12 protein-coding genes are annotated in these 14,772 nt (G+C 61.8%); 3 read left to right on the forward strand and 9 right to left on the reverse strand.

What is annotated here, in order from left to right:
* Positions 1 to 111: 111 nt before the first annotated feature.
* From frdD to mscM, 7 genes are all read right to left on the reverse strand, one after another.
* The gene (frdD, locus tag PG896_RS08685) at positions 112 to 468 is read right to left on the reverse strand and encodes a fumarate reductase subunit FrdD (RefSeq protein WP_010673803.1); all 357 of its coding nucleotides are present in this window, start codon (positions 466 to 468) and stop codon (positions 112 to 114) included.
* A 112-nt stretch (positions 469 to 580) separates the two neighbouring features.
* On the reverse strand, positions 581 to 979 hold the full coding sequence (locus PG896_RS08690) for a hypothetical protein (RefSeq protein ID WP_010673804.1): 399 nt from the start codon (positions 977 to 979) through the stop codon (positions 581 to 583).
* Between the two features lie 16 nt (positions 980 to 995).
* Complete coding sequence (locus PG896_RS08695) at positions 996 to 1,730, reverse strand: succinate dehydrogenase/fumarate reductase iron-sulfur subunit (RefSeq protein WP_010673805.1); 735 nt, start codon at positions 1,728 to 1,730, stop codon at positions 996 to 998.
* Positions 1,723 to 3,507, reverse strand: coding sequence for a fumarate reductase (quinol) flavoprotein subunit (gene frdA, locus PG896_RS08700; RefSeq protein ID WP_010673806.1), 1,785 nt, complete (start codon positions 3,505 to 3,507; stop codon positions 1,723 to 1,725). Before frdA ends, PG896_RS08695 begins: the two co-directional genes overlap by 8 nt.
* A 515-nt stretch (positions 3,508 to 4,022) precedes the next feature.
* The gene (locus PG896_RS08705) at positions 4,023 to 5,900 is read right to left on the reverse strand and encodes a methyl-accepting chemotaxis protein (RefSeq protein ID WP_043156361.1); all 1,878 of its coding nucleotides are present in this window, start codon (positions 5,898 to 5,900) and stop codon (positions 4,023 to 4,025) included.
* A gap of 156 nt (positions 5,901 to 6,056) precedes the next feature.
* Positions 6,057 to 6,734, reverse strand: a complete 678-nt coding sequence (locus PG896_RS08710) for a glycerophosphodiester phosphodiesterase (RefSeq protein WP_043156366.1) — start codon at positions 6,732 to 6,734, stop codon at positions 6,057 to 6,059.
* A gap of 29 nt (positions 6,735 to 6,763) precedes the next feature.
* A complete protein-coding gene (gene mscM / locus PG896_RS08715; protein WP_270835609.1) occupies positions 6,764 to 10,039 on the reverse strand; it encodes a miniconductance mechanosensitive channel MscM in 3,276 nt (1,091 codons plus the stop codon).
* 153 nt (positions 10,040 to 10,192) lie between these two features.
* Here mscM and PG896_RS08720 point away from each other — a divergent pair, with 153 nt between their 5' ends.
* Positions 10,193 to 11,527, forward strand: a complete 1,335-nt coding sequence (locus tag PG896_RS08720; RefSeq protein WP_223919427.1) for an MATE family efflux transporter — start codon at positions 10,193 to 10,195, stop codon at positions 11,525 to 11,527.
* An 87-nt stretch (positions 11,528 to 11,614) separates the two neighbouring features.
* Here the strand turns inward: PG896_RS08720 and PG896_RS08725 are convergent, their stop codons facing one another.
* Positions 11,615 to 12,442, reverse strand: a complete 828-nt coding sequence (locus PG896_RS08725; protein ID WP_039039573.1) for a M23 family metallopeptidase — start codon at positions 12,440 to 12,442, stop codon at positions 11,615 to 11,617.
* Between the two features lie 137 nt (positions 12,443 to 12,579).
* Between PG896_RS08725 and PG896_RS08730 the strand changes: the two genes are divergently transcribed.
* Together PG896_RS08730 and PG896_RS08735 are read left to right on the forward strand one after the other, a co-directional pair.
* Positions 12,580 to 12,900: a hypothetical protein gene (locus PG896_RS08730; protein ID WP_270835610.1), complete on the forward strand. Its 321-nt coding sequence runs from the start codon at positions 12,580 to 12,582 to the stop codon at positions 12,898 to 12,900.
* A gap of 40 nt (positions 12,901 to 12,940) precedes the next feature.
* The gene (locus PG896_RS08735) at positions 12,941 to 13,723 is read left to right on the forward strand and encodes a BPSS1780 family membrane protein (protein ID WP_270835612.1); all 783 of its coding nucleotides are present in this window, start codon (positions 12,941 to 12,943) and stop codon (positions 13,721 to 13,723) included.
* 30 nt (positions 13,724 to 13,753) lie between these two features.
* Here PG896_RS08735 and PG896_RS08740 read toward each other — a convergent pair whose 3' ends face one another.
* A complete protein-coding gene (locus PG896_RS08740) occupies positions 13,754 to 14,698 on the reverse strand; it encodes a LysR family transcriptional regulator (RefSeq protein WP_270835613.1) in 945 nt (314 codons plus the stop codon).
* Positions 14,699 to 14,772: the final 74 nt, after the last annotated feature.

Genomic DNA, 14,772 nt, shown 5'->3' on the forward strand with positions numbered 1-14,772 from the left:
GAAACCCAACAAGGAGTTTCGGATTCTTACACAGCCTGAGGATCGGTCAATGGATCCTTAACTGATCGGCATTAGGCACTGGGCCCGGTTTGTTATGCAGTCAGGATGTGCTTACTGGAGCACCAGCACCATCAGCAGACCGACGGTGATGGCGGACACCAGGAAGGCGAAGCCATAGAACACATAGTGGTGCAGCTTGGTGGTGTGGATCCCCAGATCATGCAGGCCGTGGTAGATGCGGTGCATGCCGTGCCAGACGGGCAGGGCGATGATCACCAGCAGGATGCAGGCACCCCACCAGGAGCTGGCGAATGCCAGCACGCGCTCGTAGCTCATGGTCTCCACGTCCATGATGCCCATGGGCACCAGCAGACCTGTGATGAGGACAATGACCGGCAGCAGCATGGCAACCACCATGCCACCCGCACCAAACAGACCCCAGTAAATTGGCTCGTCAGAACGTCTCATATTTTTTCCTCAAATCATGATTGAGTGATCGTGGCCAACGTTTCTGAGTGAGAGCCCGGTACCAAACAGACACCAATAACCGGGTTCGTCAGAACGTCTCATTGTTTTCCCCTCAGGCCACGATGATCAGGACAAGCAGGGATACCGCCGCCAGCGCCACATACTGGGCGATGACGATCGGCTTCTCCGGCACCAGGTCTTCGCCACGGAAGATGCGCATGGCTTTCGGGGCCAGGGCGAACCAGGTCTTGGCGTGGAACAGGCAGGCTGCCAGGGCGATGACGTGGAACAGGATGGCAATGGGGCTCTGCAGGGATTCCAGCCAGCCATTGAATGCCTCCTGACCCTGTACCAGCCGCAGCAGACCCCACATCAGCACGACGGCGTAGATGGAGACGAAGATGCTGGTGCCTTCGCGGATCATGTAACCGGTGTAGAAGGCATTCTTCAGCCACCAGTCTTTTTTCATCTCGCGCACGTAAGGCTTACGTTTGCTCTCAGTGTTGTTCATGGTCTCACTCCTGGTCTCAATCCGGCTTGAACATGGCGATCATGTAGTCCTTGGCGCTCTCGACCTTGCCAAGCTGGATGGCGGCGGCCGGATCCACGCCTTTCGGGCACACTTCGGAGCAGTAGCCCACGAAGGTACAGCCCCAGACGCCCTCGTCCTGGCTGATGATCTTCATCCGCTCCCTGGACGCGCTGTCGCGGTTGTCGGCGTTGTAGCGATAGGCCAGTGCCAGGGCCGCCGGACCGGTGAACTTCTTGTTGATGCCATATTGCGGGCAGGCCGCGTAGCACAGACCGCAGTTGATGCACATGGAGAACTGGTGATACTTCGCCATGTCAGCTGGGGTCTGGGTGTACTCGCCATCGCACAGGTTGCGCGGCTCGGACGGGATGATGTAGGGCTTGATGCTCTCCAGCTTCTCGATGAAGTCGGACATGTCGACCACCAGATCGCGCTCGATGGGGAAGTTGTTGAGCGGTTCGATAGTCATCTTGCCCGGCAGGTAATCCCGCAGGAAGGTCTTGCAACCGAGTTTCGGAATGCCGTTGACCATCATGCCGCAGGAGCCGCAGATCGCCATCCGGCAGGACCAGCGGAAGCTCAAGGTGGAGTCCAGATGATCCTTGATGTATTGCAGCGCATCCAGCAGGGACATCTCTTTGAGGTAGGGCACCTGGAAGGTCTGCATCCAGGGCTCGTTATCCTGCTCGGGACGGTAGCGCAGGATTTCAATTTCGATCATCTCAGCCATTCTTCTTAGCCTCGTCTTGTTTCTCACCCTCGGAACCGTACACGCGCTTGGCCGGTTGGGATTTAGTGATCTTCACATCGGAATAGTCGATGGTCGGGGCCCCTTCGCCGTTGTAGAAGGAGAGAGTGTGCTTGAGGAAGTTGACGTCATCGCGCTCCTCGTAACCGTCCAGACGCTGGTGGGAACCGCGGGACTCTTTGCGGTTGATGGCGGAGTGCGCCATGGCTTCCGCCACGTCCAGCATGTAGCCCAGCTCGATGGCGTACAGCAGGTCGGTGTTGAAGACCGAGGACTTGTCGTTGATCTTGATCTTCTTGTAACGGGCTTTCAGCTCGTTGATCTTGTCGATGGTGCCCTGCATCAGCTCTTCGGTACGGTAGATACCGACACCGGCTTCCATGGACATGCCCAGTTCGTTGCGGATATCCGCCGGGTTTTCGGTGCCGTCGATGTCCAGCAGGGAGAGGTGCTGCTTGATGAGCGCCTCGGCCTTGGCGACCAGCGCCTGGGTGTTGCCGTGTTGCTGGGTGGCGGCAAACTCGGCTGCCTGCTCACCGGCCACCTTGCCGAAGACCACGATCTCGGACAGGGAGTTGGAACCCAGACGGTTGGCGCCGTGCAGACCGACGGAGGCACATTCGCCAGCGGCATAGAGACCGGCCAGACGAGTGGCGCACTTGCCGTCGGTTTCGATGCCACCCATGGTGTAGTGGGCGGTCGGACGTACCGGAATCGGCTCTTTTACCGGATCCACACCCACATAGGCCTTGGCCAGTTCGCAGATGAAGGGCAGACGCTCTTTCAGGTACTTCTCGCCAAGGTGGCGCAGGTCGAGGTGAACCACGTCGCCCATGGGGCCCTGGATCACGCGGCCTTTTTGCTGCTCCTGCCAGAAGGCCTGGGAGAGACGGTCGCGCGGACCCAGCTCCATGTGCTTGTTCTTTGGCTGGCCGACCGGAGTTTCCGGGCCCAGACCGTAATCTTGCAGGTAGCGATAGCCATCCTTGTTGAGCAGGATGCCACCCTCACCACGACAACCTTCGGTCATCAGGATGCCGGTGCCCGGCAGACCGGTCGGGTGATACTGGACGAACTCCATGTCCCGCAGCGGTACGCCGTGGCGGTAGGCCAGGGCCATGCCGTCACCGGTGACGATGCCGCCGTTGGTGTTGTAGCGATAGACACGACCTGCGCCGCCGGTGGCCAGCACCACGGACTTGGCCTGGATGAAGCGGGTGATGCCGTTCTGGATGTCAAAGGTGACGACACCCTGGACGCGGCCATCTTCCACGATGAGATCCAGACAGAAGTGCTCGTCGAAGCGCTTGATGGTCGGGTACTTGATGGAGGTTTGGAACAGGGTGTGCAGGATGTGGAAGCCGGACTTGTCGGCGGCGAACCAGGTGCGGGGGATCTTCATCCCGCCGAAACGGCGCACGTTGGCCTTGCCGTCCGGTTTGCGGCTCCAGGGGCAACCCCAGTGCTCCAGCTGGATCATCTCGTTGGTGGCGTTGTTGACGAAGTACTCGACTACGTCCTGCTCACACAGCCAGTCACCACCGGAGACGGTGTCGTTGAAGTGGTTTTCCAGGGAATCGTCATCACGGACGACGCCTGCGGCGCCACCTTCGGCGGCCACGGTGTGGCTGCGCATCGGATAGACCTTGGAAATCAGGGCGATTTCCAGCTCCGGGTGGGCTTCTGCAATGGCGATTGCGGCACGCAGGCCACCGCCACCGGCACCGATGATGGCAACATCGGTCTTGATAATATCCACATCTGCCTCCTTAGGGATAGATTTGCTGGGCACGATTTTGCTCTATGAAAAAAATTCAGGCTTGATGCAAGTCAAACTGCTTTGTTTTAGTGCTTGGCAACGGTGATTTTTATTACAACCACCCCATTCCTTGGATGAAAATGCCGTCATTATCGCCATCCATCAGTGATCTGGATCAGCCGTACTCGTTACTCTGGTGATTTTAACTCCAAGATTATACGTAGTTTTCTTTCAAAAAAATGAGAAATGCCTCTCTTTTTGGGTATTGCCCATAAAGTTTTTAAGTTTTTTATCAAAACAGTTTAATGATAACTATTATCACGATGACATATCGAGGTTAGGCATCAAAAAAGTAATGCGAATATAGCCATGACAGACTGGGCCCGTCTCCCACACATGGGCAAAAGGAGATGTCGATCACAGGGTTGAGGGTCTCGAAAGGGGATTATAACCGTTGAAACAAAAAGGGTTTATAAAAAAAGGGGCCTGAACGGCCCCTTTCTTCCCATGGTCGATCAGATGCGGAACATGCCGACCTGATTATTCAATTCACCTGAAATATTTTTAAGCTGGGCCGACAGATTGCGGGAGCTGTCCGCATCCACTGCCAGCTCGTCCGAGACATCCTTGACCGCCTGAATGTTGCGGCTCACCTCGTCGGTGACGGCACGCTGTTCCTCTGCGGCGCTGGAGATCTGGGTCGCCATGTCGGAGATCTGGTTGATGGAGGTGGTGATCTGCTCCAGCGCCTGGGTCGCATCGTTGGCATCTTCCACGCTGTTCTGGGCCAGCAGCTGGCCCTCGTGCATGGTACTGACGGCGCCCTGGGTGTTGCGCTGCAGGGTCTCGATCATGCTGCGGATCTCGACGGTGGAGCTGTGGGTGCGCTGGGAAAGCACCCGCACCTCGTCGGCCACCACGGCAAAGCCGCGTCCCTGCTCGCCAGCCCGGGCGGCCTCGATGGCGGCGTTGAGCGCCAACAGGTTGGTCTGCTCGGCGATGCCCTGGATGGTGGAGAGGATGGTGTTGATCTCCTGGGCGTTCTTCTCCAGTTCCTGAATGATGCCGGAGGCCTGCTTGACCTGGGTGGCGAGATCCGTGATGGAGCGCTGGTTGCGGGCAATCACCTGCTTGCCGTGCTCGCAACTGCTGGAGGAGCTGCGGGCCGCTTCCGCGGTCTGCTCGGCGTTGCTGGCCACTTCGACGGCGGTGGCGGACATCTCGTGCACTGCGGTCGCAATCTGGGAGATCTCGTTTTGCTGGCGGGCCAGCCCCTGGTTGGATTTCTCCGCCATGTCGTGGGAAGACCTGGCCTGCTGGTTGAGCTGGGTGGAGGAGTTGGAGATGTCCTGCACCATGACGTGGATGCGCTCGATGAAGGTGTTGACGTGCTTGGCGACGGTACCGACCTCGTCTTCACGCTCGATCTTGATGCGACGGGTGAGATCGCCGTTGCCGCGGGAGAGATCGGCAATTGCCTCGCCCAGGGTTTTCAGCGGTGCCAGGGAGCCGTTGATGGCGACATAGGAGAAGCCTGCCACGATGAGGATGGTCAGCAATCCCTGGAGGAGGGCGGAGGTGACCATGCGGGAGACGGACTGGTAGGCGACCGCTTCGTCCACCACGATGCCGAAATACCAGTTGGTGTTGGGGATCTCGGTGAGGTCGAATACGCTTGCCTTGCCGCTGATATCCATCTCGGAGATGGTGTTGTCATGGGCCAGCTCGTTGACCTTGGCTGCCGTCAGCTCCGGGGAGATGGCGGTGGCGGGTTTGAGGGTCAGATCCTTGTCCGGGTGGGCGATGATGGTGCCGTTGCTGTCCACCAGAATGGCATAGGTGCCTTCCGAGTTCATGGCGAGTACGTCTTTCACCAGACCGTCGATGGAGACGTCACCGGCGATGACGCCGTCGGTGTTGCCACGACTGAAGGGCTCGGCGATGGTGATGATGAGCTGGCCGGTGGTGATGTCGGCATAGGGAGCCGTGATGGCGAGCTTGCCGGCGGCCATGGCGTCCTTGTACCAGGGGCGCTGGCGCGGATCATAGCCGGCCGGCAGATCGGTCGGCTTGCTCTGGATCATCCGGCCATCCTTGGTGCCCACGTAGACGAGATCGAAGTTGCCCGCATTCATGGACTGGGCCAGGTGGCTGAGGGGCTCGTCTTCCTTGGCGAAGGCTTCCTTGGTGGCGGTGACGAGATTGATGCGGGCGTCGAGCCAGCGGGAGATCCCCTTGACGTTGGCGACCGAGCTGTCGTCGATGAAGCTCCAGATCAGCCGCTGGGTTTCACTGCGCAACTGGGAGGTGTTGTACCAGACCTGCAGGCCGGTGATGACCAGAATGATGGCCCCGATGGAGAGGACCAGCTTGTTCTTGATGGATAGGTTCATGTTTACATCCTTGTGAGCGTCAGTCAGAGATCCATGGTGTTTGTTATTGTTATGAGCCAACTCTGTATCGGCTGGCTATGGACTTTATGTATCCCGGTGCACCGCATTTTTTCAATTCTTTTCACCTCCTTGTGGCCTGCCAGGCCGCGCCGATACTCAGCTGAATCGATCTGGCCGGTTGGTGAAGATGCCATCGACACCCATGCTGGCGAGGGCGCTCCCATCACTCACTTCGTCGACTGTATAGACCAGGATCTTGAGCCCCCGGCGATGGGCATCCGCCACCAGGGTCTCGTCGACGAAATCCACGTCGCAGTTCAGTGACCAGGCCCCCAGCGTCTCGGCGAAGGCGGCGCCGTCGAGAGGCAGGCTGGCCGTGAGGGCGCCGATCCTGATTTCCGGTCGCAGTCCCTTGAAGCGTAACAGCTCGGGATGATGAAAGGAGGAAACGATCCAGTGCGCCTGGGTAAAGCCAAGCTCGGCCTCGGCCCGCCTGGTCAGGGCGGCCACCGGCTCGGCGGTGTGGGCGCCCTTGAGCTCGATGTGCAGTTCGCAGCGCCCCGCCACCAGTGCCATCACCTGCCACAGGGTCGGGATCCGCTCCCCGTCCCCCGCATCCAGGCTCGCCAGGTACTCCCGGGATTGCCCGGTCAGCACACCCTGGCCGTTGGTGCAGCGCTCCAGCCGCCGGTCGTGGAAGACCCAGAGCTCTCCGTCGGCCCACTGCACGTCCAGTTCGATGGCTTTGGCACCCAGATCCAGCGCCAGGCTCATCGCCTTGAGGGTATTCTCCGGGGCCAGGCCGCTGGCACCGCGATGGGCAATGATCTGCATGATGGCTCCTGTTGTCGTCTTTGGCGGCTTCATCCCCGGCTCATCCGGATGTCGATCTGCTGATGTGGCAGATGCATGCCGACCTGGCCGAGTTTCTCCAGGATCAGGGAATGTACCTCGTGTGTAATGGGCATCCGGTGATCCATGTTGTTGACGTAGAGCCGGATCTCGTAGATGAGGGCCGAGTCGGTGAACTCGATGAGGAACACCTCCGGGGCGGGCGTATCCAGCACCAGGGTGGACTCGCGCACGCTCTGCTCCAGCAGTTGCTGTACCTGCTTGGGATTCTGGGTCAGGCCAATGCGAATGCGCAAGCGGACCCGGGTGATGGCATCGGACAGGGACCAGTTGATGAACTGCTCGGTGATGAAGGCCTTGTTGGGGACGATGATCTCCTTCCTGTCCCAGTCCACTATGGTGGTGGCGCGGGTCTTGATCTTGGTGACGGTGCCGGTGAGATCCCGGATGGTGACGGTGTCACCCAGGCGGATTGGTTTTTCGAACAGGATGATGAGGCCGGAGACGAAGTTGGCGAAGATCTCCTGCAACCCGAAGCCCAGCCCCACGGAGAGTGCTGCCACCAGCCACTGGGTTTTGGACCAGTCGATGCCGAGCATGGAGAAGCCGGTGAGGGCGCCAATCAGCAGTACCAGGTACTTGCTCACCGTGGTGAGGGCGAAGCCGGTGCCTGGGGAGAGGCTCAGATGCTGGAGCAGGGTGAGCTCCATCAACCCTGGCAGGTTGCGGGCGGTGACCACCGTCAGGATGAAGGCGAAGACGGTCAGCATCAGATCCTGCAGGGTGATGGCGGAGAGCTGCTCGATGCCGGCCACCTTGCTGCTCACCTGCCACACCTCGATGCTGCTGAGGAAGCTGAATGCCGAGTTGAGATCCGACCATTGCACCACCACCAGCATGGTGAAGCCCAGCATCAGCAGGGTGCGCACCAGGCCGAGGGACTGAGCGCTGATGGTATCCAGATCCAGCTCGGGCTCCTCCACCACATCGGGGATCTCGGAGCTGAGATCGTCCTCTTCCCGCTCCCGCTGCGCCAGGATCTCGGCCCGCTTCTGCTTGGCGCGATCGAAGGCGAGTCGGCGGCGCTGGATCAGCATCCAGCGGTGGGCCAGATAGTAGACGAGCAGGCAGCCGAGCCCCGCCAGCAGGCTCAGCTCCAGCTGGCGCAGCAGGGTGCGGGAGGTGTAGAAGTAGCCGAACAGGGCGCCCAGCACCGCCAGCAGCGGGGCCAGCATCAGGCTGTTCCAGATGAAGTGGTGCAGCAGATGGGGCTTGGTCATGTCTGCCTGACCCCAGGTGAGGGGCAGTTTTTCCCGGTTGAGGCGGGCAAAGAAGAGCAGCAGCCAGAGGGCCCCGATGATGAAGGCGAGGCGTCCCAGGGAGTCGTAGAAGGCGTGCTCCTGATAGCTGCTCGCCATGCCCTGCACGAAGAAGCTCGGGATCAGCACCAGCAGCAGGGTACGAAACTGTCCCCACACTCGCTGCACCCGCTCCTTCTGCCAGCGGAAGTGGAGGATGAGGATCCCCTTCTCCAGAGTGAGATGGCGCGCCACCAGCAGGGCCAGCAGCAGGAACCAGATTTCACCCAGGCCCCGGGCCACCGCCACCGCGAAGGGATATTGCCAGGCGCCGTCCAGCAGGCCGTGCACCATGAGCACCATGGCGGGCAGCGGCAGGGCGGCGAGCACGGAGCGCACCAGCAACCGGCTGGTGAGGCTGAACTTGTCCTGGGTTACCTTGCCGATGCGCGGGGCAATGTAGTGGCTGTATTGAATGAGGTGGCGGGCCAGTTTCAGCCAGCACCAGGCCAGCCCCAGCAGCCCGAGGCCAGCCAGGGTCAGGCTCAGGGGGGTGTTCTCGGCGATGGCCCTGGGCAGTTGCAGCCAGTTGGCCGGGTTGAAGGCAAGGCCGAGGGCGGCCGGGACGCCGAGCAGCACCGCCGGGCTCAGGGGGCGCACGTCCGGCATCCAGAACAGATGGCTGGCGCTGAGTTCGCGGATCTCGTCGATCTTGCTGTTCTGGCGGCTGTAGAGCAGCTTGAGGCGGGTCTGCTCCTGAATGAGGGTGTCGGAGGCATCGTTGAGCCGGGTCAGCAGTTGCCGCCTCGCCTTGAGCAGGTTGTCCAGCACGGCGCGCTGGGCCCTGTCCAGGGTGATGCCGTCTCCACTGAGCAGGCTGTTGCGCAGTTGCACCGGATCCTTCAGGGCATCCTGCTCGGTCTCGTACTGGTATTTGGCCATGCGCGCCTTGACGATGGCTGACTCCAGCCGCTCCAGCGGGAAGTAGGCGGGCAGATCGGCCAGCTTGCTGCGCAGGTTCTCGCCGTAGGCGTTGCTTATCTGCAACCACTCCAGCTGTTCGCGCACCGAATTGACCAGCTCGTTGAGCCCGGAGAGGGAGGTGTCCACCCCCCGTTGCTCGTCCTGCACCCGTTCAATCTGGTCCTCGAGGGCCCCCAGTTGCAGGGAGAGGGCCTGGTTTTGCTGCTGTTGCTCCTGCAAGAGGGGGAGGTCAGAGGTGAGCTGGCGGCGCAGGCGTTCGCTCTCGGCCAGGGCCTGCTCGGTCTTGTCCCGGCGCAGCTGGTTCTGCTGGGCAAGCAGACTGGTCTGCCACTCATCCTCGTCGGTGATGGCGAGGTTGAGCTCCTGCAGCTTGAGCTTGCCCAGATCGTTGCGCTGCTGCGCGGAGAGCTGCTCCAGCTCCAGCATCTGGATCCGGTCGGAGAGGCTCTGTTCCTTGAGTCGGGTGGCCAGTTGCTGGGCCTCCTGCAATCTGTCCGACTCGTTGCTGAAGCTCAGGCGATCGAGCAGGGAGCGGGTCTGGAGCAACTGCTTGCGCAACTCGTCGACCCGCAGGTGATATTCCTGGCCCGTGCTCTCAAGCTGGTTGAGGCTGTCGGTCACCGCCTGACGCTCCTTGCGCAGGTTGAGCTGGCGGTTGCTGCTCAGGCTGATGGCCTGGCGCAGGGCATCCTCCTTGAGGGAGGAGAGGGACGGGCGGGACTGGGGCTGATAGTTGTGCAGCCCCTCCTTGAGACGGGCGGACTCCTTGGGGTAGTCGATGAGGATCTGCTGGTAGGCCTTGCCCTGTTCCCGGTAGCGCTGGGCATCCCGGGCATATTGCAGCGCCTGCTGGTAGCTCTCCCGCAGTTGCTGGTTTTCCGGGGTATCCGTCTTGGGGATGCTTTGCAGCAGCTCCTCTACCTGAGTGATGGCATCATCAGCCTGGACAGCGGAGAAGGGGAACAGGCTGAGACAGAGCATCAGACAGAGCAGGCGTTGCAACATGGCGCACGTTTCCGTTCAGGAGAAGTCGCCCTAGCCTAAAGCAGGGGCCGGGGCGGGTAAAGCCCTCAAGATGAATGATCCACGGCACAAATAACGGGTGATCCGGGTCTTGTTTGGCTATTATTCTGGCCGTTCCCCTTCATTGAGCAATTTATGTCCTCCGTCGATCTGGGCACGGCCCCCCTTTCCCGCCTCTTCTTGCGTTACGTCACCCCCACGGTGGCCGCCATGCTGGTCACCGGCATCTATGTCACCATAGACGGCATCTTCGTCGGCCATATCCTGGGCCAGGACGGGCTGGCCGGCATGATGCTGGCGTACCCCATCTGCGCCGTGCTCTACGCGGTGGGTGCCCTGATCGGCATGGGATCCTCGTCGCTGGCCTCCTTCTATCTGGGCAAGGGGGAGCAGGCCAGGGCGCGCCACATCGTCGGCAATGCCCTGGTGATGGTGCTCATCGCCTCCGCGCTGCTCGCCTTCATTGGCATTCGTTACGGCAAGGCCATGCTTGTCTGGATGGGGGCGCAGGGGGTCATCTTCGACGCAGGCTTCGCCTATCTGCAGTGGTACGCCTGGCTCGGGGTGTTCGCGGTGCTCTCCATGGCCTTTACCGCCCTGCTGCGCAACGACGGGCGACCCGGCCTCACCACCTGGATCCTGGTGGGGGGCGGCGTGCTCAACGTGCTGCTCGACTACCTGCTGATGGCGGTGATCCCCTGGGGGCTGGCGGGGGCCGCCATCGCGACCATGCTCTCCCAGGCGGTCACCGGGGGCCTGTGCCTGTGGCACTTCTTCACCCCCCGCAGCCAGTTGCGCATTCGCTGGGATACCCTGGTGCCCGACTGGCGGCTGATGGGGGAGACATTGCGACTCGGGGTGTCGAGTTTTCTGATGTACCTCTACCTCTCGGTGGTGCTGGCGCTGCACAACAAGGCGCTGCTCTCGGTGGGCACTTCGCTGCACGTGGCCGCCTATGGGGTCATCAGCTACAGCGAGGCCTTCTTCTATCTCATCTTCGAGGGGATCGCCATGGGCATCCAGCCTATCGCCAGCTTCAATGCCGGGGCGGGCAACTGGTCGCGAGTGCTGCGGGTGCGCAACCTGGCATTGGGAGTGACCATGGCGGTGGCACTGTGCGGGATGATCCCGCTGTATCTGTGGCCGGAGGCAGTGGTTTATCTGTTTGCGGGGGACAATGCTGCCCTGTTGCCGGTGGCGACCCTCGGTATCTGGCTCTACTTCTGGGGGCTGCCCATGGAAGGCTTGCTGCTGGTGGGGGCCACCTATTTCCAGGCCATCAACCGGGCCCGCATCGCTTCCCTGCTCACCGGCGGCAAGCTGGTGCTGATCGGCGGTTTCCTGTGGGGCTTCTCCTCCCTGTGGGGAGTGGCCGGTGTCTGGCTGGCGCTGCCCACTTGCAGCACTCTGCTGGTCCTGGTGATGTGGCGGGCGATGAGCAGGGAGGGGCGCCAGTACAGCGCTGCCTGAGATGTGGTCATGCGTCCATGAAAAAGGTAGCCTCGGCTGCCTTTTTCATTTTGAGTGCCCCTGCCTGTGGGCAGCAGGTCGCCGGCCTCAGGGCTTGAAGGCGCCGATAAAGATGGCGGGGTCGACGCGGGCGTCGTTGAGGCTGACGTTCCAGTGCATGTGGGGGCCGGTGGCGCGACCGGTGGCGCCGACCCGGCCGACGATGCCGCCGCGGGGCAGGCTCTGGCCCAGCTTCACGTCCACCTTCGACATGTGACAGAACATGCTGATGAGGCCCTGGCCGTGGTCGACGAACACCGTATTGCCGTTGAAGAAGTAGTTGCCGATGAGGATGACCTTGCCAGCGGCTGGTGCCTTGATGGGAGTGCCGGCTCCGACCGCGAAGTCGAGGCCGGAGTGGGGGTTGCGCTCCTCGCCGTTGAAGAAGCGGCGCAGCCCGAAGGGGCTGGAGAGCGGGCCCTGGACCGGCTTGTCAAACAGCAGGTTGCTCGGCTGAGCCGGGCTGAAGGTCTGGTAGGCGCGGGTCTGTTCGGCAAGCTCCCGGTTGATGCGGGTCATGTCTTCGGCCAGCGGATTGACCTGGCGGCTGTTCTTGAGCTTGATGTGCTGCTCACGGTAGTGCTTGGTACCGACCGTGAAACTCAAGGTGCGGCCATCACTGGTGGTCACCTGATGGGGGCCGGGCGCGCTCTTGAGCGGGATGCCGACGATGGCGATCCACGTCTTCCCGTCTTCCTGTACCACCAGCACAGGCTTGTCCTGATAGCGCACTGCGGGCGCCTTGGCCCCGCTTCCCAGTGGTACCACGGCCACGCCCCCCGGCACCGGGTGGTTGAGCAGGCGGCTGATAAACCCCGGTTCGGCGTGAAGCGCAGGGCTGCCGAGCAGCAGGAGAAGAAAGAAGAGGCGGCGCATGATGGCTCCATCGGATCAGGGGGAAAGCAAGAGGGGGGAGATGATGCCACATTCTGGCGGTGCTGTCCGTCAACCGTGGGCGATAAACTCGTCGGCTGCGGCCCAGAAAGACGCAACGGACACGCCATTGCAGCGAGGTGAATGCTCTGGTTGCGGGTGCCAGCCTTCCCTTCGACGTTGCCAGCCTGAGCAGGGGGCCGCTGCGCTACAGCTTCTCGGGGGTGCTCGCGAGCGACAACCGCTTCATCACCACCAGCCTGGCCGGTGTCGGGGTGGGCATGGTCGAGCAGGGGGCCCTGACCCCTATTCCATTCGATACCGCCATCGCGGTACCCTACTCGGCGGCGACCCAGGCCACCGACTACAAGGTGAGGCTCTACCCGACCCGGCTGCCGGGCCAGGTAGTACGCACCGGCCCCTACACCGGCACCATCATGGTCACGGTGAGCGTGCCCTGAGGAGACGCCGCTTCGCCCCTATTTTTCGACGAGGTCAATGATGAACAGTGACAGGGCCCTGCGCCACGAACCCAAACGCCATGGCATAGGACAGGGCTGGATCTGGATCCGCACCGGATTCGACATCTTCAACAAGGGGATGGGTGCCAGCGTGGCCATGATAGTGCTCTGGTTTGTGGTAGGCATCGTGCTGGATCAGCTGCCGGCGGGGGGCTTGATCTCCCAGTTGCTCTACATGGTGTGGGGGGCTGGCTGGGTGGCGGTGGCGCGGCGGGGTCACCATGGCGAGGCGCTGCAATTTTGCGACTTCTTTGCCGGTTTCCGCCATCGGTTGACCCCCTTGATGCTGGGGGGCCTGATGGTGCTCGGCCTCATCATGGGGATCCTGATGATCTGCGTGTTCCTGCTGCACCAGTGGGGACTCACCGGCCTGTTGTCCGCGGATCCGGGCTCCCTGGCGCTGACCCCGGAGCAGGCACAGGGCTTCCTCGTCTGTGCCCTGGTGGGATTGGCACTGTTCGTTCCCGTGCTGATGGCCATCACCTTCGCCCCCGCCCTTATCCTCTTCCATCAGGTCGGGGTCTGGCAGGCAGCCCGGCTCAGCTTCAAGGGATGTCTGCGCAACATGTGGCCCTTCCTCTGGTGGGGGCTGCTCGGGGCCGTGCTGATCTTCTTTGGCGCACTCCTGATGCTGGTGGGCCTGCTGGTGGTGCTGCCTGCCATCAACTACTCCATCTATGCCGCCTATCACGACATCTATCTGGAGGATCAGGAGGCCGAGGAGGGAGAGACCCCGGTCAAGGCATTCGGTTTCGAAGCCTGACCGGGCACAGGATGGAGCAAAGAGGGGCCGCTAGGCCCTTTTTTGTGCGGCTCGCAGGGATCCGAGAGAGGGAGGGGCTTCCTGCCACAGGGGATCGTCCGCCATCCGCTCCACGAGAAAGTCGAGGAAGCTGCGCAGCAGGGGGGACATCTGTTTGCGGGTGCCATAAACGGCATAGACGCCGAGGCGCTTGGGCTGCCACGGGGTGAGCAGGGGGACCAGGGCGCCGCTTGCCAGATGGGGGTGAACCGAGTAGGCGGGTTGCAGGCTGATCCCCGCCCCGTCCAGGGTGGCGGCCAGCAGCAGGTTGGAGATGTTGGCGCTGAGGTTGCCGCTTACCGGGACGGATTCGGGACCATCGGGCCCTAGAAACTCCCACAGGCTCTTGCCGAAATAGGTGTAGGTGAGGCAGTTGTGCAGTGCCAGATCCTGAACCTGCTGGGGCGGAGCATGGCGGGCTAGGTAGGCGGGGCTGGCGCACACCACCGAGTGGCAGGTGCCTAGCCTGCGGGCCACCAGGTTGGGATCGAGGTCGTTGGTGATGCGCAGGGCGAGATCGATTCGCTCCTCCACCAGATTGACCGTCCGGTCCAGCAGCAGGATGTCGATCGCCGTGCCGGGGTAACGGGCTAGGTAGTCGTTCGCCGCCCCGACCAGCAGGGCTTCGGAGAGAGAGTAGCTGCTGGTGATGCGCAGTTGCCCCTTGGGGGCCTCGTCATGGCGGATGGCCAGGTGTTCCATCTCTTCCCCCAGGGCCAGCATGGCTCTGGCCCGGTTCAGCGCCTCTTCTCCCGGCCCGGTCAGGCTCAGCCGGCGGGTGGTGCGGTGCAGCAATCTGGCCCCCATCCAGCGTTCCAGCTCGGCCAGGTAGCGCGACACCATGGCGCGGGACATCTCCAGTTTCTCCCCGGCGCCGCTCAGGCTGCCCTGTTCCACCACACAGACGAAGACCCGCAATGCGGTCAGCCTATCCATCTTGTGCCCCTATATGCTCGATTTGTGCAACAGTGATGCGCCTATTATGCGGTATTTGTATCAATGGTGATGCA

The sequence above is a fragment of the Aeromonas sp. QDB30 genome (assembly GCF_027707645.1).
In the GTDB taxonomy this organism is placed as follows: domain Bacteria; phylum Pseudomonadota; class Gammaproteobacteria; order Enterobacterales; family Aeromonadaceae; genus Aeromonas; species Aeromonas caviae.